Source organism: Telluria sp. Soil_C_11, from assembly GCF_057657395.1.
In genome coordinates this window covers 481,277-499,813 of sequence record NZ_JBDGIN010000002.1, presented here as the reverse complement: position 1 = coordinate 499,813, position 18,537 = coordinate 481,277, and the positions used below count along the sequence as shown (strand labels likewise).

Below are 18,537 nucleotides of genomic sequence, written 5' to 3'. Positions count from 1 at the left end.
CGGGGTCTTACCCCAGCCGTATCATTTCCGGTCCGTCAGGTCCTGCGCGCTTCCTGCACGCCCGACACCTCGCCGATCGCCGCCAGCGCCTTCTGCAGCTGCCCGGTCGCCCCGATCTCCGCCGTGAACACCATCCGCGCCAGGCCCCTGGTGGTCTGGGTGTTCACGCCGATCACGTTGATCTTCTCGCGCGCCAGCACCTCGGAGATGTCGCGCAGCAGGCCCTGGCGGTCGGCGGCGAGGATGAAGATGTCGATCGGGTAGACCGTGTCCTTGTCGGCGCGGCCCCACTCGGTCTCGATCACGCGCTCCGGCGCCTTGGACGCCATCTCGCCGAAGTTCTTGCAGCTGGCGCGGTGGATCGACACGCCCTTGCCGCGCGTGACGAAACCGACGATCGGGTCTGGCGGCGCAGGCTTGCAGCACTTGGCCAGCATGGTCAGCATGCCCTCGGTACCGACCACCAGCACGCCCGACTTGGCGCCCTGCTCCACGCTGGACGCGCGGCTCTTGTTGACCACCGCCGCGTCTTCCTGCTGCGGCGCGGCCTCGCCTTGGTCGTGCAGGGCCGCTTCGACGTGGCGCAGGCTGAACTTCTCCTTGCCGACCGCGATGAATAGGTCGTCCACTTTGGCGAAGCCGAGCTTGTGCGCGAGCAGCTCCAGGTTGACCGCGGTCTTGCCCTCGCGCTGCAGCGATTTTTCGACCAGCGCGCGGCCATGCGCCAGGGTCTCGGCCAGCTCCTGGGCGTGGAACCAGGCGCGGATCTTGGCGCGGGTCCGGCTCGACACCGTGTAGCCGGGACTGAGCCAGTCGCGCGACGGGCCGGCGCTGCCCGGCGCGCCCTTGGCGGTGATGATCTCGCAGGTCTGGCCGTTCTTCAGCGGCGTGTTCAGCGGCACCATCACGCCATCGATCTTGGCGCCGCGGCAGCGCTGCCCGACCTCGCTGTGCAGGTGGTAGGCGAAGTCGATCGGGGTCGCCCCCTGCGGCAGTTCGAGCACGCGCGCCTGCGGGGTCAGCACGAAGATACGGTCGTCGAGGGTGGTCGACTTCAGCTTCTCGACCCACTCGCGCTGCAGCTCTTCCTGGCCGGCGACGGTATCGGCGACGACGTCGCTCTTCCAGGCCAGCAGCTGGCGCAGCCAGGCGATCTTCTCGTCGTACTGCTGGCTCTTGAAGTTGGAGCCGCCCTCCTCCTTGTAGCGCCAGTGCGCGGCCACGCCGTACTCGGCGAAGTTGTGCATCTGCTGGGTGCGGATCTGCACCTCGAGCGGACGCCCGTCCTCGGCGGTGACCACCGTGTGCAGCGACTGGTAGCCGTTCGGCTTCGGGCGCGAGATGTAGTCGTCGAATTCCTTCGGGATCGGGGTCCAGATGTTGTGGACCAGGCCCAGCACCGTGTAGCAGGTCTTCACGTCCGGCACGATCACGCGGAAGGCGCGCACGTCGTACAGCTCCGAGAAGTCGAGCTCCTTGCCGCGCATCTTCTTCCAGATGCTGTAGATGTGCTTCGGGCGGCCGCTGACCTCGGCCTTGATGCCGGCCGCCGCCAGTTCCTTCTGCAGGCGCTCGATCGACGATGCGACGAAGCTCTCGCGCAGCATGCGCTTCTCTTCGAGCATCTTGGCGATGCGCTTGTACGTCTCCGGCTCGATCATGCGGAAGGCCAGGTCTTCCAGCTCCCACTTGAGCTGGAAGATGCCTAGGCGGTTCGCCAGCGGCGCATACAGGTCCAGCACTTCGCGCCCGTAGTTGTGGGTCATTTCGTCGAAGCGCTTGTGCTCCGCGAAATAGCGCAGGGTGGTGACGCAGGAAGCCAGGCGCACCAGCACCACCCGCATGTCGGTGGCCATCGCCAGCAGCATCTTGCGCAGGGTTTCCACCTGCGCCATCGCCTGCTGGGCGGCGTTCTTGCCGCGCCCCACCGGCGCCTGCGCCGCCGTAAGGTCGCGCAGGCGGATCAGCTGGTGCACGCCGTGCACCATGTCGGCGACTTCCCTGCCGAAGCGCTCTTCGAGCTTTTCGGCGATCAGCGGTTCGACCAGGCACAGTTCGAACAGCAGGCCGGCGATGCGCGTTTCGGCATCGCTGCGCAGCAGGGCGAGCGTGACCGCCGCCCCGAGCGAGAACTCGAACGCGCTCTGGCCCGACGAGGCCAGGCGCTCGCCATAGGCGTCGGCGGCGAAATCCAGCGCCGCCTGCACCCGTGCGCGGTCATCCGGCCCGAGGCCGTGGACGAGCTGGGTCGTGGCGTCGCCGAGCGCGGCAATCGATACCATGGGGCTTTCTTAAGCCTGCGCGGCGACGATCACGATCTCGACCAGGCAGGCGGGATTCGCCAGCTTCGCTTCGACGGTGGCGCGCGGCGGGGTGTGGCCCGGCACGACCCAGGCGTCCCAGACTTCGTTCATGCCCGCGAAATACTTCATGTCGGAGATGTAGATCTGGCAGCTCAGGATCTGCGCCTTGCTGCTGCCGGCTTCGTTCAGCAGGCGGTCGACGTGGCCCAGCACCTCGCGGGTCTGGCCGATGATGTCCTGGGTGGTGTCCTCGGCGATCTGGCCGGCCAGGTAGACGGTGCCGTTGTGGATGGCGATCTCGGACAGGCGCTTGCCGACGTGCAGACGTTTGACTTCCATGTTCTTTCTTCCCTAACTTTGTTGGTTTAATAAAAAATCGCGCACGATGGCGATCTGGGGTGCATGCATCAGCGTCGGCGCGTGGCCGACACCGGGAATTTCAGCCAGTCGCGGCTTCGGGCCGCGGCGCGTCATCTCTTCCGCCGTCGCGCGCGACAGCAGGTCGGACAGCTCGCCGCGGATCAGCAGCGTCGGGCAGCGGATCGCATCGAAGGCGGCCCACAGCGCGGCCTGGTCCTGCTGCGCGCGCTCGGGCGTGATCGCGGCGAAGGGCTTGGCCAGGCCGAGATCGTAATGGCGCACCCACTGGCCGCCGGGCTCCTGGACCAGCACGTCGCTGGCCAGCTTGCGCCATTCGTCGTCGCTGTGCGGGCCGAACGAGGCCGACACTTCCTTCACGAAGCGCGCGCCGGTCTCGAAATCGGGAAAGCGCACGTCCTGGCCGATGTACTCGCCGATGCGGGCCATCGCGGCCGGGTCCAGCACCGGCCCGATATCGTTCAGCACCAGGCGGCGGATCGGGCTGTTCTCGAACGACGCCAGGATCATGCCGATCAGGCCGCCCATCGAGGTGCCGACCCAGTGCACCGCCTCGTCTTCGCCATTCGCTGTCACGCGTGCGATCAGTGTCACCATGTCGGCCACGTATTGCGGGACCACGTACAGGCTCGGGTCGCGCAGCCGCTCGGAGCGGCCGCGGCCGGCCACGTCCGGACAGACCACGCGGTACTCGGCGCTCAGGGCCCGGGCCAGCGCGTCGAAATCGTCGGCCACCCGGGTCACGCCGTGCACGCAGACGAGCACGCGCGGGTTGGCGGGGTCGCCCCACTCCTTGTAGGCCATGCGGTGCAGGCCGGCAGGCGAACTGCACTGCACGCTCTTCAGCCTGAATTCGCCCATGGCTTTCCCCTCTTCCTCGTGGTGTCTTGAACGGCCGCCAACATTTTAACCGGCGATCCGATTAGAATTCTACCAAGTCCCGGCGGAATAGACCGGCACGGCATTCGATCACCCTTTTTTGAGATGAGAACCCAATGAAATCCACCATGCTAAGCGGCAAGACCGCCCTCGTCACCGGCTCGACCTCGGGCATCGGCCTCGGCATCGCCCGCGCGCTGGCCGAACAGGGCGCGAACATCGTGTTCAACGGCTTCGGCGACGCCCAGCAGATCGAGAAGCTGTACACCGACATCGGCCAGGAATTCGGCGTGCGCACCGCTTACCACAACGCCGACATGTCCAGGCCCGACCAGATCGAGGCCATGATGGCCTTCGCCACCGAAAAGTTCGGCGCGGTCGATATCCTCGTCAACAACGCCGGCATCCAGCACGTCGCCAACGTCGACGAGTTCCCGACCGAGAAGTGGGACGCGATCATCGCCATCAACCTGACCTCGGCCTTCCACACCACCCGCCTGGCCCTGCCGGCCATGAAGCAGAAGAACTGGGGCCGCATCATCAACCTGGCCTCGGTGCACGGCCTGGTCGGGTCAAGCGGCAAGTCGGCCTATGTCGCCGCCAAGCATGGCCTGGTCGGCTTCACCAAGGTCACCGCGCTGGAAAACGCCCACACCGGCGTCACCTGCAACGCGATCTGCCCGGGCTGGGTCCTGACCCCGCTGGTGCAGAAGCAGGTCGACGACCGCGCCGCCCGCGAAGGCATCCCGAACGAGCAGGCCAAGAAAGCCCTGCTGGCCGAGAAGCAGCCGTCCGGCGAATTCGTCACGCCCGAAGAGCTGGGCGCGCTGGCCGTGTTCTTCTGCTCGCCGGCCGCCGACCAGGTGCGCGGCGTGGCCTGGAACATGGACGGCGGCTGGGCCGCGCAATAAGCCCGTCGCGACAGCAAGGACCACCATGACCCAGCGCCTCGACGAACGGGAATTGCAGGACGCCTGCCTGGACCTGGCCCGGGTCGTGCTGGCCGCCGGCCAGCCCCAGGTCTCGAACGACATCCTCGAGACCCTGGCCGACCGCTTCCACCGCGAAGTCGTCGACTTCGCGCCCGGCATCGCCCGCGCCGGCCGCGACCCGAACCTGCTGAGCCGCGCGGTGTACTACCTGATCGACGCGCACGCCCTGCCCCTGATGGGCACCGACATGGAATGGTTCCGCCAGGCGCTGGTGTGCCTGGTCGAGCTGGCCGTGCCGGGCATCGCCCTGTCCGGGAAAGGCGGGGCTTTCCTGCGCGATGTGCAGCTGGGGCTCGAGCAGTCGCTGGGGGATCTGGAGGGTTGACCAGCGCTCCGCTATGATGGCGTCTTTCCGTTCAATAAAGACAAGAGGAAGACACCCATGCGGATCCGCACCAGGCAGCTCGCCCTTTCCATCGTCACCGTCCTGGCCGCGCTCACTGGAGCACGGCACCAGGCCCAGGCTGCGCCGCAACTCCCCGATCCGCGCCCGGTCCTGATCACGGCGGACAAGGTCTGGACCGGCGACGGCGCGCCGCACCCCGGCTGGAGCGTGCTGGTGGCCCAGGGCCGCATCCAGGCCGTCGGCCCAGCGGACAGGATGACGGTGCCGGCCGACGCCGAGCGCATCAGCCTGCCCGGCAAGACCCTGGTTCCCGGCCTGATCGACCTGCACTCGCACGTGCTGCTGCACCCGTATAACGAAACGACCTGGGACGACCAGGTGATCAAGGAAGCCCCGGCCTACCGCATCGCGCTGGCCGTGCGCCACGCGGCCGATACCCTGCAGGCCGGCTTCACCACCCTGCGCGACCTCGGCACCGAAGGCGTCGACTATGCCGACGTCGGCATCAAGCGCGCCATCGAGGAAGGCCAGGTGCCGGGGCCGCGCCTGCTGGTCGCCACCCGCGCCATCGTCGCCACCGCCAGCTACGGCCCGGCCGAGCGCAGCTACCGCCCGGACATGGAGATCCCCTACGGCGCCCAGCAGGCCACCGGCGTCGACGAGGCGACCAGGGCGGTGCGCGAGCAGGCTTCGCACGGCGCCGACTGGATCAAGTTCTACGCCGACTACCGCACCGGCATCGACGGCAGCACCCGTCCCACCTTCACGCTGGAAGAGATGAAGGCGATGGTGGCGGCGGCCCACGTCACCGGCCGCAAGGTGGCGGCCCACGCCAGCAGCGACGACGCGATCCGCCTGGCCGTGCTGGCCGGGGTCGACAGCATCGAGCACGGCTATGGCGCCAGCGAAGCCACCTTCAGGCTGATGCTGGAACGCCATACCGCCTATGTGCCGACCCTGACGGCGCCGGAAGCGATCGGCGAATATTTCCAGAAACATGTGCGCGGCGGCGCGCCGACTCCCGGCATGCAGGAAGCGGCGCGCGCCTTCAGGCTGGCGCACAGGATGGGCGTCCTGATCGGCAACGGCAGCGACGTCGGCGTGTTCACCCACGGCACCAACGAGCGCGAGCTGGAGTGGATGGTGCGCCTGGGCATGACGCCGACCGAAGCCCTGCGCGCGGCCACCACGGTTGCCGCCGGCATCCTCGGCAGGAAAGACCTCGGTGCGCTGCAGGCCGGCAACCTGGCCGACGTGGTCGCGGTCGAGGGCGACCCGACCGCCGACATCGCCGCGCTGCGCAAGGTGGGCTTCGTGATGAAGGGCGGCACCGTCTATCGACGCCAATGAGCGGCGCCCTCGGGTGCGCCCCTGACATTCAGAAAGCGTAGGATGGTTATGCGCGTGGGCGTTGCGGTTTTCCACAATAGCTGGCGCAGATATTTTCAGTAATGATGACGGCACTATCATTAGCGCATGAAGCCCGATCATGAAAAAACCATTCTATAAAGTACTGTACATCCAGGTGCTGTTTGCGATTATCGTCGGCGTCCTGCTGGGCATCTACGATCCCGGCCTGGCCACCGCGATGAAGCCGCTGGGAGACGGCTTCGTCAAGCTCATCAAGATGATCATCGCACCAGTGATCTTCTGCACCGTGGTCGCCGGTATCGCCGGCATGCAGGACATGAAAAAGGTCGGCCGCGTCGGCGGCAAGGCCCTGCTCTACTTCGAGGTCGTGTCGACCTTCGCACTGGCGATCGGCCTGCTGGTCGCCAACCTGATCAAACCGGGCGCCGGCTTCAACGTCAACCCGGCCACCATCGACACCCACTCGATCGCCCAGTACACCGACAAGACCAAGGCGCTGACCACGACCGACTTCCTGATGAACATCATCCCGAATACCTTCGTGGATGCGTTCGCCAAGGGCGAGATCCTGCAGGTACTGCTGATCGCGATCCTGTGCGGCTTCGCGCTGTCGATGATGGGCGAGCGCGGCCGTCCGATCACCCGCGGCATCGAAGCGCTGTCGCACATGATCTTCGGCGTCGTGAACATCATCATGAAGGCCGCCCCGATCGGCGCCTTCGGCGCGATGGCCTTCACGATCGGCAAATACGGCGTCAAGTCGCTGGTGCCGCTGGCCTCGCTGGTCGGTTCCTTCTACCTGACCTGCTTCCTGTTCGTCGCGCTGGTGCTGGGCACCATCGCCCGCCTGACCGGTTTCTCGATCTTCCGCTTCCTCTCCTACATCAAGGAAGAGCTGCTGATCGTGCTGGGCACCAGCTCGTCGGAAAGCGCGCTGCCGGCCATCATGCGCAAGCTTGAAAAGCTGGGCTGCCCGAAATCGGTGGTGGGCCTGGTGGTCCCGACCGGCTACTCGTTCAACCTGGACGGCACCAACATCTACATGACGATGGCGGCCCTGTTCGTGGCCCAGGCCACCAACACCGACCTGACCCTGACCCAGGAACTGACCATCCTGCTGGTGGCCATGCTGACCTCGAAGGGCGCGTCCGGCATCACCGGCGCCGGCTTCATCACCCTGGCGGCGACGCTGGCCGTGGTGCCGACCATCCCGGTGGCGGGCATGACCCTGATCCTGGGCATCGACAAGTTCATGAGCGAATGCCGCGCCCTGACCAACATCATCGGCAACGGCGTCGCCACGATCGTCGTGTCGAAGTGGGAAGGCGAGCTCGACAAAGAGCGCCTGGCCGCCGAGCTGAAGCATCCGAGCGTGGACCAGGGTACGCTGCGCGAGGAAGTCGCGCACGAGACCGCCTAAGCGCCAGGTATAGCCATCCTCGTTCAGACGCCGGGTTCGCCCGGCGTTTTTTTTGCCGACGTCGCTACAATGGCGTTCCGTCCGTCCGGGTATGCGTATAGAATTGCCGCACAGAAATATCGCTCATTCCTATGAAAAACTGGATTAACCGCCTGCGCGGCGGCCCGGACAGCGCGCCTCCTGCCGCCGCTCCGGCCGATGCCGCCGACGGGCAGGCCGCCGGCCTGGCCGCCGAGATCGACGCGACCTATTACCGCTGGCTGACCGCATCGCACGGCTACGCGGCGCCGGCCGAGGTCGAAGCCCGCATCCTCGACGAGGTCCGCCAGCTCGCCGCACAACCCGGCGAGGCCGCCGGCCTGGTGCCGCGCGTGCCCGAAGCGATTCCCAAACTGCTGTCCAGCCTGAACGACGAGGACGCCCCGGTATCCGACCTGGCGCGCCAGGTGGCGCAGGACGTGGTGCTGGTGGCGGAAGTGATCCGCGAAGCCAACAGCGCCTATTACCGCCCGATCTCCCCCGTCAAGAACGTCGAGGCCGCCATCATGATGCTCGGCCAGAACGGCCTGCGCATGCTGCTGGCGCGCATCGCCTTCCGTCCCCTCATCAACATGCAGGCCGACGGCTTCGCACGCCATGCCGCGCCCCAGGTCTGGACCCAGTCGGTCAGCTGCGCGCTGGCGGCCAGCCTGATGGCGCCGGGCCTGAGCACCGGCGTGTTCGAGGCTTACCTGGCAGGCCTGATGCAGAACGTGGGCCTGGTGGTGGCCTTCCGCCTGGCCGACCGCGTCTGCGAAAACGGCAGGATTCCCGGCTCGAGCGCCTTCGGCGTCCAGCTGTTCGCAGGCAGCCGCCGGCTGTCGTCGGCCATCTCGGCGCACTGGCACTTTCCCGAAGAAGTCGCCGCGGCCATCGTCCATGCCGGCCAGCCGGGAGCCGACCAGCTGGCCGAAGCCCTGGCGCTGGGCGACCGCATCGCCAAGTTGCGCCAACTGATCGACGCCAGCGTGCTGGCCGAGGACGATGCCCTGGTCACGGATGGGCTCGACAACTTCCAGCGCCGCTGCCTGGGCAAGCTGGCCAAGCTGGAGGCATAGCGACAGCATCGCCGTCTCCGCCTGGGCGGGCGCGAGGCCGCTAGGGCGCCTGCGCCATCCTTTGCTGCAGCAGCCACAGCTGGGCATACGCCCCTTCGCCGCGCAACAGTTCCGCATGGGTCCCACGCTCGACGACGCGCCCGTTTTCCATGACGATGATGGCATCGGCGTTCACGATGGTGGACAGGCGGTGCGCGATGACCAGGGTGGTGCGGTTGCGCGCCAGCCGTTCCAGTTCGCGCGTGATCGCGTGTTCCGATACCGAATCCAGGGCCGAGGTCGCCTCGTCGAAGATCAGGATGGCAGGGTTGCGCAGGATCGCGCGGGCGATGCCGATGCGCTGTCTTTCGCCGCCCGAGAACATCACGCCGCGCTCGCCGACGGGGCTGTCGTAGCCCTCGGGCAGGCCGGAAACCAGCTCGTGCAGCTGCCATGGCCCCGGTCCGTGTCGATAGTCCTTGGACCGGCAGCGGCGGATTTGGGTCGCCGCGCGCGCCTGAGCCGCCTCAAGCGCGGGCTGGCGGGATCATGGTTTCCCTGTCGCGCGGCCCCTGGACGGCGCCGCATTCTCGAGCCGGAACACGATGTCGACCGACTGGCGCAGCTTGAGCGCCTGCACCATCAGGAAGGTCTCGCGGTCGATGTCCTCGGCACGCTGGTTGCTTGGCCCGCGGCCGGAGCGGCGCTCGGCGCGGAACTCGTCACGCTCCAGGCCCATGGCGGTGCCCAGTTTCTTCAGGGCGTCCGGGGTCGCCGCCATCATCGGTCCCAGGCGCCGTCCGCCGGCCCCGGCCATGATGTCGGCGCGGCGGCGCGCGTCCGCGATGGCCGCCGCCACCATCTCGTCATTGACCTGGTCCATGGTGCTGAGATCGAAATCGGCGGCAAAGCTGTCAAGGTTGGGCTTGCCCAGCAGGCCGCCGCCCAGCGCCGGCCAGTTGGCGATATTGCGCAGCCGGATGTGCACGTCGCAACTCAGTTCGTACACCGGCGCGCCATCGGCCGCGCGCTCCTTGCGCACGCCCTGGCGCACCTCGCGCACCTGCATGTCGTCCGGATCGATGCTCAGCTTCTGCATCAGTTCCCTCACCTCCGCCATCCGCGCATCGATGACGGCGCGCGCGGCGGCCGGATCGGCGTCGGCCGCGACGATCTGGAAGTCGAGCGTGGCGATATCCGGCAGCTCGATCCGGAACGTGCTGCCGCTCACGTGCACGAAGGGATAGTCGGGGATGGTCGACGCGGCCGCGGGGCCGGTGGGCAGGCTCAGCGCGGCGACGGCCATCAGGCAGGCGGTCAGGACAGGCAGCAGGGGGTTCAGCTTCAGCATGGAGTCTCCATCGGTAAGAAAATCGTCAATCGCGCAGGGCCTGCGCCGGCGACACCCGCATCGCCGCCACCGCCTGGCGCACGCAGCCGGCCAGCGCGACCGCGCCGACGCCGGCGCAGGCGATGACCAGCGGCCAGCGTCCCATCGGCGCGCGCTCGACGAAAGGCGCCAGGTAGCGTTCGGTCCACAGCCAGGCCGGCGCCAGCGCCACCAGGGCGCCCAGCAGCAGCAGACCCAGCCATTCGCGCGCCACCAGCAGGCCGATGTGGCGCGGCGTGGCGCCATGCAGCTTGCGCAGCACGAATTCGCGGGCGCGGCGGCGGATCGTGTAGCTCGACAGGACGTAGATGCCGAAGCAGGCCAGCGCGGTCGCGACCACGCTCGCCAGCGCCAACAGCCTGGCCTGGCGCAGGTCTTCGCTGTAGTTGCGGGCGAATACCGAGGACGCGGTCTCGATGTCCGGCACGTCGTTCGGGAAGTGGCGCGCCCACAGGGCTTCGATGGCCGCGCGCGCTTCGGCGATGTCGCCGCGGGTGCGCACCGTCAGCACGCCCTGCTCCTCGTTCAGCCGGTAGATGATGGCTTCCGGTCTCTCGCGCAGCGAGTTGTAGCGCAGGTCGGGGGCGATGCCGATGACGCGGCTGTCGCCGTCGACGACCTGGCCGACCGCGGCCTCGGGCGAGGCGAAGCCGAGCGCCAGTGCGGCGCGCGCGTTCAGCACCACGCCGTCTTCGCCCTGGCGCGAGAACAGCTTGCCGGCCAGCGGGCGCAGGCCGAACACATCGAAGAAATTCGCACCAACGTCCTTCAGCTCGAGCGGCACCGATTCCGCACCGGGGCGCCGGATCATGATCACGGCCTTGTTGCCGTCGCGCCCGACCGCATCCTGCATGACGGCCACGCCGGCGACCCCGGGCAGGCGCGCCAGCTCGGCCCGGAAGGCGTGGGCGGCCGCCGAGCCGGGTTCGCCGGGCAACTCGATCACCAGCTGCGGACGCGGGTCGAAGCCCGGATCGGCATGGCTGGCGTAGCTCGCCTGCCACCACACGGCCAGGCTGGCGGCCACCAGCCCGATCGCGGCGGCGAACTGGGCCACCGTCAGCACGCGGCGCATGCGCTGCCCCTCGGCCGTCTCGCCGGTGCGCCCGCCGAGGGCCACGCTGGCCGGGACGCGCGCCGCCAGCCATGCCGGATACAGCCCGGACAGCAAACCCGTGCCAAGCCCGATGGCGGCGAGGATGGCCCAGCCGGCCGGCCCGTACGACGACGCCAGCGGCCGCCCGACCAGTTCGGAAAACAGCGGCAGGGTTAGCCAGGCCAGCACGGCGCCGATGAGGGTCGAGCCTGCCCCGACCAGCAGGGACTCGGCGAGGAAAGCCCGCGCCAGGCCGGCGCCGGAGATCCCCAGGGTCTTGCGCACCGCGATCTCGCGCCGCCGCGCGGCGGTGCGCACGGCGGCCAGGTTCACGTAATTCGTGGCCGCCAGCACCAGGATCAGGACGCCGAGGCCGGCCAGGCCGGCGACCGCCGCCGGGCTGCCGTAACGCTTGCCGCCCCGGCTGGACAGCAGGTCGGGATCGAAATACACCTTCGACAACGGGGTCACGGCGATGCTGGTATAGGGTTTGGGGCGGCCGGCGACCAGCGCCCCACTGAAGACGCTGTCGCGCTGGACCGCGACGGCCTGTTCCAGCGTCCGCTGCAGCACGGCGGTGTCGGGATCCGCTGCGGTGCGCAGGTAAAGCCGGGCGCGGCGCGACCAGGCTTCGCGCTCGCTGGCCGGCGGCTTGTCCCAGCTGTGACGGCCTTCGCCGAGCAGCAGGCCGAATTCCGGGCTGGTGTTCTCCGGCATGTCGGCAAGCACCGCGCGCACCACGAAGGGATCGCCGTCGATCGAGGCCACCTTGCCGAGCGCATCGGCGGTCCCGAACAGGCGCAGGGCTTCACTGCGGCTGACCACCAGTGCGTCCGGACGCGCCAGCGCCGCGTCGGCATCGCCGGACAGCGCCTTGACGCCGAAGAAGCGCAGGTAATTCGGGGCCGCCACCGCCAGATCCACTTGCCGCAGCCGTTCGCCCACGCGCAGCGCGAGCCGGAAAGGCCTGGCGCTGGTGGCATCGCGAACCAGCCCGGCGTCCAGCGCAACCTTGATCAAGGGCGGCGGCGCGCTTTCGCCCCAGTCCGGGCGCGGCAGCAGGTTGCGGCGCTCCTTGACCACGTAGATCCGGTTCGCATCGGGAATCGCGTCGTTGTGGGTCCAGGCATAGCGCACCAGCCCGAACAGCAGGAAGCAGGCGGCCAGCGCCACCGCCAGGCCGAGCACGGCAACGGCCGAATACATCGGCTCCCTGGCCAGCAGGCGCCAGGCAAGGCGCAGGTTTCGCAGCGACATCGGCACCCCTTCCGGAAGTAGACATTGATGTCTATGCTAGGTCCATGCCGGGTGTTTCCGCAATAGCAGTTCGATAAATATTTCGGTAGACAGCACCATCTAGAACAGCTAGTCTACGCGTGCGTATAGTCTGTTTTCGAGGATGCATCATGGCCAAGTCCCCCGCCCCTTCCAAGCCGACCCCGGCTGAACTCGACCTCTTGCAGGTGCTGTGGCCGATGGGCTCCGGCACCGCCCGCCAGGTGCACGACGAAATCCTCAAAACGCGCCCGGACGTGACCTATGCGACCGTGCTGCGCCTGATGCAGATCATGCATGCCAAGGGTTTGCTGATCCGCGACGAGACCGAACGGTCTCACGTGTATGCGCCGGCCCATGCCCAGGAATCGCTGCAGACCAACCTGCTGAAAGACCTGATGCAGCGCGCCTTTTCCGGCTCGGCCAAGGCGCTGGTGCTGGCCGCCCTGAAGACCGGCATCTCGAAGAAGGAGCGCGAAGAGATCGAAGCACTGCTGAAGATCGAGGACAAGCAATGAGCGCCCAGGCCCTGGTTGCCGCAATCGGCTGGACCCTGGTCCATTTCGTGTGGCAAGGCGCCCTGCTCGGCTGCGCCGTTGCCGTGCTGCTCACACTGCTCCGGAACGCGCGTCCCGAGACCCGCTACGCGGTCGCCTGCGTCGGCCTGCTGCTGTGCCTGGCCTGGCCGGCGATCGACCTGGCCCTGCTGCTGCACGCCGGCGCCGGCGCCGAAGGCGGCAGGCTGCTGCCGGCAGGCGCCACGGCGCAAGGGCCGACTGCGGCCGCCGGCGGCCTGCTGCCCTGGCTGCAGGACAAGCTGGGCTGGATCGTCGCCCTGTGGGCAGCCTGCGCCGGCGCGCTGGGCCTGCGCATGGCGGCTGGCCTGCTGTGGATCGGCCGCGCGGCCCGCATCCAGGCCTGCGATGCGGCCTGGCAGGCCCGCCTGTCGCGCCTGGCCGAGCGTTGCGGCCTGGGGCGCGAAGTGCGGCTGCGCGTGGTCGACGGCCTGGCCAGCCCGGTCACGGCCGGCTGGTGGCGCCCCGTGGTGCTGGTGCCGGCCAGCCTGGTGGCGGGCATGCCGCCGCAGCTGCTCGAAGCCCTGCTGGCGCACGAGCTGGGCCACGTGCGGCGCCACGACTACCTCGTCAACCTGCTGCAGAACGTGATCGAGACCCTGCTGTTCTACCATCCGGCCGTGTGGTGGCTGTCGCGTCGCATCCGCGCCGAACGCGAGCAGATCGCCGACGACTTCGCCGCCCGCCACCTCGGCGAGCCGCGCCGCCTGGCATTGGCGCTGTCGGAGCTGGAAAAGCTGCAGTTCTCCAGCCATCACCTGGCCCAGGCCGCGAACGGCGGCGACCTGATGGCGCGCATCCGCCGCCTGCTGCGCCCGGACGTGCAGGCCCTGAACTGGAAGGCCGCGATCCCGGTGCTGGGCCTGGCCGTGGTCTGCGCCGCCAGCGCGCATGCGCCTGCGGTCCAATCGGAGGCCACCCAATCCGCACGGGGCGCCACCCGCCCCGCAATCCTGAACTTCAAGACCTGCCGCAAGCCGCATTATCCGAAGGCCGACCTTGCCGCCGGCCACCAGGGCACGGTCACGATCGCCTTCATGGTCGATGAACAGGGCCGGATCGCCGACTCGTCGATCGCGAAAACGAGCGGCTACGCCAGCATGGACGAGGCCGCACGTGGCGCCCTGGCGCTGTGCAGCTTCCAGCCGGCGCTTGAAGACGGCAAGCCGGTCCGGCAACTGACCAAGGTCCAGTACGTCTGGACGCTGCAATAAGCGGAAATGAAAAAGCCGCCATGACGGCGGCCGAAGCCGCTTGCTGGCGGCCCCGTTCTTACGGGCGGGTTCAGACGCCCGACACGTCCAGCTCGGCCGTGGTCGCGGCCACCACCTGCTCCCTGGTGACGCCCGGCGCCAGCTCGACCAGCTTCAGGCCGCTGTCGGTGACGTCGATCACGCCCAGGTCGGTGATGATGCGGTCGACCACGCCCACGCCGGTCAGCGGCAGGTCGCACTTCTTGAGGATCTTGTGGCTGACCGAGCCGTCCTTGGCGGTGGCGACGTGCTCCATCAGCACCACCACGCGCTTGACGCCGGCCACCAGGTCCATCGCGCCGCCCATGCCCTTCACCATCTTGCCCGGGATCATCCAGTTGGCCAGGTCCCCCTTTTCCGAGACCTGCATCGCGCCCAGGATCGCCAGGTTGATCTTGCCGCCGCGGATCATGCCAAAGGAATCGGCCGAGCTGAAGTAGGCCGAGCCCGGCAGCGCCGTCACGGTCTGCTTGCCGGCGTTGATCAGGTCGGCGTCCACTTCGGCTTCCGTCGGGAACGGGCCAATGCCCAGCAGCCCGTTTTCGGACTGCAGGAACACTTCGACATCCTGCGGGACGTAGTTCGCCACCAGGGTCGGCAGGCCGATACCCAGGTTCACGTAGAAGCCGTCCTGCAGTTCCTTCGCCGCGCGCGCGGCCATTTCATCACGAATCCATGCCATTTGTCTGTCTCCTGGTCTTAGGCTGCGCGCACGGTGCGCTGTTCGATGCGCTTTTCCGGCGTCGGGTTATGAACGATGCGGTGCACGAAGATGCTCGGCAGGTGCACCTGGTCCGGATCGATCTCGCCGGTCTCGACCAGTTGTTCGACTTCCACGATGCAGATCTTGCCCGCGGTGGCGACGTTCGGGTTGAAGTTGCGCGCGGTCTTGCGGAACACCAGGTTGCCGGCGCGGTCGGCTTTCCAGGCCTTGACCAGCGCGACGTCCGGGTTCAGCGCACGCTCCATCACGTACATCTCGCCGTCGAATTCGCGGGTCTCCTTGCCTTCGGCGACGATGGTGCCGTAGCCGGTCTTGGTGAAGAAGGCCGGGATGCCGGCGCCGCCGGCGCGCAGCTTCTCGGCCAGCGTGCCCTGCGGCGTGAATTCCAGTTCGAGCTCGCCGGCCAGGTACTGGCGCGCGAACTCCTTGTTTTCGCCGACGTAGGACGCGATCATCTTCCTGATCTGGCGCGTGGCCAGCAGCTGGCCGAGGCCGAAGTCGTCGACGCCGGCATTGTTCGAGATGGCCGTCAGGTTCTTGACGCCGGAATCGCGCAGCGCCGCGATCAGCGCTTCCGGAATGCCGCACAGGCCGAAGCCGCCCACGGCGATGGTCTGGCCGTCCTTGACGACCCCTTCGAGTGCGGACCGCGCATCTGGATAAACTTTATTCATACCCGTCCCTTTAGTAAGTGATCTGTACAGCAGAGTAGAATTCGAGAATAAAATAGCGCCCTGCAAAGCACAATACCGTAGAACTACCGGCAAGCACCGGTGGTGGAGACTTCGACTTGCATCAGACCACAGCATCATACGCCATCGATTACGAGATGATTTTCCAGCACGCGCCGGTTGGCATGTGCATCTCGGTCAACCGCATCATCCAGGCATGCAACCAGGCGCTGGCGTCGATGTTCGGCTACGACTGCGCCCAGCTCAACGGCAAGTCCTTCGAGATCCTGTATCCGACCCAGGACGAGTTCCTGCGCACCGGCGACCGCATCGTCCCCATCATGAACACCCGCGGCCGCTACTCCGACGAGCGCATCATGCGCCGCGCGGACGGCGAACTGTTCTGGTGCCACGTGACGGGGCGCGCGCTCGACCCCTCGGCGCCGCTGGGCGCGGGGGTCTGGACCTTCGAGGACGTGAGCGAGAAACGCCCGGTGACGGCCGCGCTCACGCCGCGCGAGCGCGAGATCGCCGCCTTGTTGGTAGAGGGAAAGACCAGCAAGGTGATCGCGCGCGAGACCGACCTGTCGCCGCGCACGGTGGAGATGCACCGGGCCAAGCTGATGAAGAAGTTTTCGGCGTCGACTTCTTCGGAACTGGTGCACAAGCTGGTGGGCGTTACGCGCTAGGCAGCACGCTCCTGAGGTGCTCCGGCAGCGGCACCGACTTCTCCTTCTGGAAATCGATCCACACGACCTTGCCGCCGCCTTCCGCATAGACGACATCGGCCTTGCCGTCGGCATCCACCAGGCTGATCTCGTGCGTGACTTCGAAGCTGGAACGGCCCGGCGCGCCGGCGTAGGTGCGCACTTCGATCTCGCCCGGGTATTTCAGCTGCTTGTGGAAGGTGCAGTAGGCGGTGACGATGACCGGCCCCTCGCCCTGCATGTCGAACCCGCCGGCGGCCTCTTCGAGAAAACAGATGCGGCCGCTTTCCATGTAGCGGAAATAGACGGTGTTGTTGACGTGGCCCAGCACGTCCATGTCGCCCCAGCGGATCGGCTGGCGCATCACGTGGACTAACTTCTTGTTGCTCATTATTGCCTGCTTCGTTGAAAAAGCAGGCATTGTAGTCCCTCAGCCGGGAGCGTGGCGGCGTACGATGTCTCCAACAATGCCGCAGAAGGCCGCCGGGTCCTCGAGCATCATCATGTGCCCGGCCTTCGGCTGGACCAGGCTCCCGCAGGCCAGCGCCAGCACCCACTCGGGAATGTCCCAGCCGGCGGCCGACAGTTCGCCGCCCACCAGGTAGAGCGGCACGCCGGTCCCGAGCACGCGCCGCACGCCCTCGAGGTAGGCCGGCTGGCCGGTCACGTCGACCACCGAACGCGCCATCGCCTGGATCGTTTCCAGGGGCTGGTTCGACAGGATGTCCCTGGCCCAGGCGATGCGCAGGTCGCTGGCCTCGATGCCGCTCCGTTCCAGCCAGGCGGCCGGATCGTCCTCCATGGCGCCGTATTCCGCGGCCCAGTCCGCCTCCGGCATGGCGGCGATGCGCGAACACCAGAACGCATCCTTGAGCGTGAAATTGCCTTCCACGCTGACCAGGCCCGCCACCAGCCCGGGCGCCTGCTGAGCGGCCAGCATCATCACCGCCCCGCCGACGCTGTGGCCGAGCAGCCAGGCCGGCCGCCCGACTTCCTCGCGCAGCACGCGCGCGATCTCGGCGGCCTGGGCGTGCAGGCCGATGCCTTCATCGATGCTGCGCCTGCTGCCGTAGCCGAGCAGGTCGGGCGTGCGCACGTCGAGCTCCGGCAGCAGGGCCTGCGGATCGTAGTAGCTGCTGGAACCCAGCAGGCCGTGGACCAGGACCAGCGCGGGGCGGACGGTCATTGCGCCGTCATGCCATCGTCGGCCGTGATGATGGTGCCGTTGATGAAGTGGGCCTCTTCGGCGGCCAGCAGCAGGAGCAGGCCGTCGAGGTCTTCCGGCTTGCCGATGCGGCGGCGCGGCAGCATCTCGATCAGCTTGCGGCCCTGCTCGGTCTCGAAATAATCCTCGTTCATCTCGGTCGCGATGTAGCCGGGACAGATGGCGTTGACGTTGATGCCGTAGCGGCCCCATTCGACCGCCATCGCCTTGGTCATCTGCACCACGCCGGCCTTGCTCATGCAGTACACGCCGATCTGCGGCAGCACGCGCAGGCCCGCCACCGAGGCGATGTTGACGATGCGGTGCTGCTTCTTCGGGTCGCCCTTGGCGCGCTGGATCATGCGCTTGGCGCACTGCTGGGCCATGAAGAAGGCGCCCCGCAGGTTGGTGTCCATGATGTAGTTGTAGTCGTCCTCGGTGACGTCCAGCAGGCGCTGGGTGGTCGACACGCCGGAATTGTTCACCAGGATATCGATCGGCCCGGCCTCGGTCTCCGCGTGGGCGATCGCCGACTTGATGCTGGCGAGGTCGGTGACGTCCAGCGCCACCACGTGCGCGGCGCCGCCATCCGCCTCGATCTCGGCGCGCAGCTCCTTCAGGCGCTCGACGCGGCGCGAGGCCAGCACCACCTGCGCCCCGGCCCCGGCCAGGGCCTTCGCGAAGCGCGCGCCCAAACCGCTGGACGCGCCGGTCACCATGGCGATCTTGCCTTCGAAATTCACTTCAATGCCCACTTTTCGCTCCCGTTTCCGATCTCACCAAACTATATTCTGTTGCGAGACCATAATGATTACATACTTCACCAAATTCGCCGCGTTTAGATTGCCGTATCTAATATCTGCCCTACAATAGCCCC

Annotated in this window: 18 protein-coding genes and 1 pseudogene; 8 read left to right on the top strand and 11 right to left on the bottom strand. The window is 67.6% G+C overall.

The window, feature by feature from the left end:
- Positions 1-35: 35 nt before the first annotated feature.
- Genes AC3A6M_RS05135 through AC3A6M_RS05125 form a run of 3 tightly spaced genes read right to left on the bottom strand, consistent with a single transcriptional unit; the run spans position 36 to position 3,542 of the window.
- Positions 36-2,282, bottom strand: a complete 2,247-nt coding sequence (locus tag AC3A6M_RS05135) for a RelA/SpoT family protein (RefSeq protein ID WP_487851647.1) — start codon at positions 2,280-2,282, stop codon at positions 36-38.
- 9 nt (positions 2,283-2,291) lie between these two features.
- Positions 2,292-2,642 carry a RidA family protein gene (locus tag AC3A6M_RS05130; RefSeq protein ID WP_487851646.1) on the bottom strand — a complete coding sequence of 117 codons (351 nt, stop codon included), beginning with the start codon at positions 2,640-2,642 and terminating at the stop codon, positions 2,292-2,294.
- A 12-nt stretch (positions 2,643-2,654) separates the two neighbouring features.
- A complete protein-coding gene (locus tag AC3A6M_RS05125) occupies positions 2,655-3,542 on the bottom strand; it encodes an alpha/beta fold hydrolase (protein WP_487851645.1) in 888 nt (295 codons plus the stop codon).
- A gap of 134 nt (positions 3,543-3,676) precedes the next feature.
- Between AC3A6M_RS05125 and AC3A6M_RS05120 the strand changes: the two genes are divergently transcribed.
- The 5 genes from AC3A6M_RS05120 to AC3A6M_RS05100 all read left to right on the top strand — a co-directional run bounded on the left by AC3A6M_RS05120 (position 3,677) and on the right by AC3A6M_RS05100 (position 8,786).
- The gene (locus AC3A6M_RS05120; RefSeq protein ID WP_487851644.1) at positions 3,677-4,471 is read left to right on the top strand and encodes a 3-hydroxybutyrate dehydrogenase; all 795 of its coding nucleotides are present in this window, start codon (positions 3,677-3,679) and stop codon (positions 4,469-4,471) included.
- Positions 4,472-4,496: 25 nt separating this feature from the next.
- Entirely contained in the window at positions 4,497-4,877 is a 381-nt protein-coding gene (locus tag AC3A6M_RS05115) for a hypothetical protein (RefSeq protein ID WP_487851643.1), read from the top strand.
- Positions 4,878-4,934: 57 nt separating this feature from the next.
- On the top strand, positions 4,935-6,248 hold the full coding sequence (locus tag AC3A6M_RS05110; protein WP_487851642.1) for a metal-dependent hydrolase family protein: 1,314 nt from the start codon (positions 4,935-4,937) through the stop codon (positions 6,246-6,248).
- Positions 6,249-6,384: 136 nt separating this feature from the next.
- Positions 6,385-7,689, top strand: a complete 1,305-nt coding sequence (locus AC3A6M_RS05105) for a dicarboxylate/amino acid:cation symporter (protein ID WP_487851737.1) — start codon at positions 6,385-6,387, stop codon at positions 7,687-7,689.
- Positions 7,690-7,820: 131 nt separating this feature from the next.
- Positions 7,821-8,786: an HDOD domain-containing protein gene (locus AC3A6M_RS05100; protein ID WP_487851641.1), complete on the top strand. Its 966-nt coding sequence runs from the start codon at positions 7,821-7,823 to the stop codon at positions 8,784-8,786.
- Positions 8,787-8,826: 40 nt separating this feature from the next.
- Here AC3A6M_RS05100 and AC3A6M_RS05095 read toward each other — a convergent pair.
- The 3 genes and pseudogenes from AC3A6M_RS05095 to AC3A6M_RS05085 all read right to left on the bottom strand — a co-directional run.
- Positions 8,827-9,213, bottom strand: a pseudogene (locus AC3A6M_RS05095) (ATP-binding cassette domain-containing protein); the annotation flags it as partial.
- A gap of 99 nt (positions 9,214-9,312) precedes the next feature.
- Positions 9,313-10,116: an SIMPL domain-containing protein gene (locus AC3A6M_RS05090; RefSeq protein ID WP_487851640.1), complete on the bottom strand. Its 804-nt coding sequence runs from the start codon at positions 10,114-10,116 to the stop codon at positions 9,313-9,315.
- A gap of 25 nt (positions 10,117-10,141) precedes the next feature.
- Positions 10,142-12,508 (bottom strand): ABC transporter permease, encoded by a 2,367-nt coding sequence (locus AC3A6M_RS05085; RefSeq protein ID WP_487851639.1) that lies wholly within the window; start codon positions 12,506-12,508, stop codon positions 10,142-10,144.
- A gap of 149 nt (positions 12,509-12,657) precedes the next feature.
- Between AC3A6M_RS05085 and AC3A6M_RS05080 the strand changes: the two genes are divergently transcribed.
- Positions 12,658-13,044 carry a BlaI/MecI/CopY family transcriptional regulator gene (locus AC3A6M_RS05080; RefSeq protein ID WP_487851638.1) on the top strand — a complete coding sequence of 129 codons (387 nt, stop codon included), beginning with the start codon at positions 12,658-12,660 and terminating at the stop codon, positions 13,042-13,044.
- Positions 13,041-14,315: a TonB family protein gene (locus AC3A6M_RS05075; protein ID WP_487851637.1), complete on the top strand. Its 1,275-nt coding sequence runs from the start codon at positions 13,041-13,043 to the stop codon at positions 14,313-14,315. The genes AC3A6M_RS05080 and AC3A6M_RS05075 overlap by 4 nt, the downstream gene beginning before the upstream one ends.
- 70 nt (positions 14,316-14,385) lie before the next feature.
- Here the strand turns inward: AC3A6M_RS05075 and AC3A6M_RS05070 are convergent, their stop codons facing one another.
- Complete coding sequence (locus AC3A6M_RS05070; protein WP_487851636.1) at positions 14,386-15,036, bottom strand: CoA transferase subunit B; 651 nt, start codon at positions 15,034-15,036, stop codon at positions 14,386-14,388.
- Between the two features lie 17 nt (positions 15,037-15,053).
- Positions 15,054-15,752, bottom strand: a complete 699-nt coding sequence (locus AC3A6M_RS05065; RefSeq protein WP_487851635.1) for a CoA transferase subunit A — start codon at positions 15,750-15,752, stop codon at positions 15,054-15,056.
- Between the two features lie 155 nt (positions 15,753-15,907).
- Here AC3A6M_RS05065 and AC3A6M_RS05060 point away from each other — a divergent pair, with 155 nt between their 5' ends.
- Positions 15,908-16,438, top strand: coding sequence for a LuxR C-terminal-related transcriptional regulator (locus tag AC3A6M_RS05060; protein WP_487851634.1), 531 nt, complete (start codon positions 15,908-15,910; stop codon positions 16,436-16,438).
- On the opposite strand, the gene AC3A6M_RS05055 is transcribed toward AC3A6M_RS05060, so the two are convergent.
- The 3 genes from AC3A6M_RS05055 to AC3A6M_RS05045 are packed head-to-tail and all read right to left on the bottom strand — an operon-like array spanning position 16,428 to position 18,415.
- Positions 16,428-16,847: an acyl-CoA thioesterase gene (locus AC3A6M_RS05055; RefSeq protein WP_487851633.1), complete on the bottom strand. Its 420-nt coding sequence runs from the start codon at positions 16,845-16,847 to the stop codon at positions 16,428-16,430. The two genes, AC3A6M_RS05060 and AC3A6M_RS05055, sit on opposite strands and share 11 nt — an antisense overlap.
- A 39-nt stretch (positions 16,848-16,886) precedes the next feature.
- Positions 16,887-17,642: an alpha/beta fold hydrolase gene (locus AC3A6M_RS05050; RefSeq protein ID WP_487851632.1), complete on the bottom strand. Its 756-nt coding sequence runs from the start codon at positions 17,640-17,642 to the stop codon at positions 16,887-16,889.
- Positions 17,639-18,415, bottom strand: coding sequence for an SDR family oxidoreductase (locus AC3A6M_RS05045; protein WP_487851631.1), 777 nt, complete (start codon positions 18,413-18,415; stop codon positions 17,639-17,641). The genes AC3A6M_RS05050 and AC3A6M_RS05045 overlap by 4 nt, the downstream gene beginning before the upstream one ends.
- Positions 18,416-18,537 lie beyond the last annotated feature (122 nt).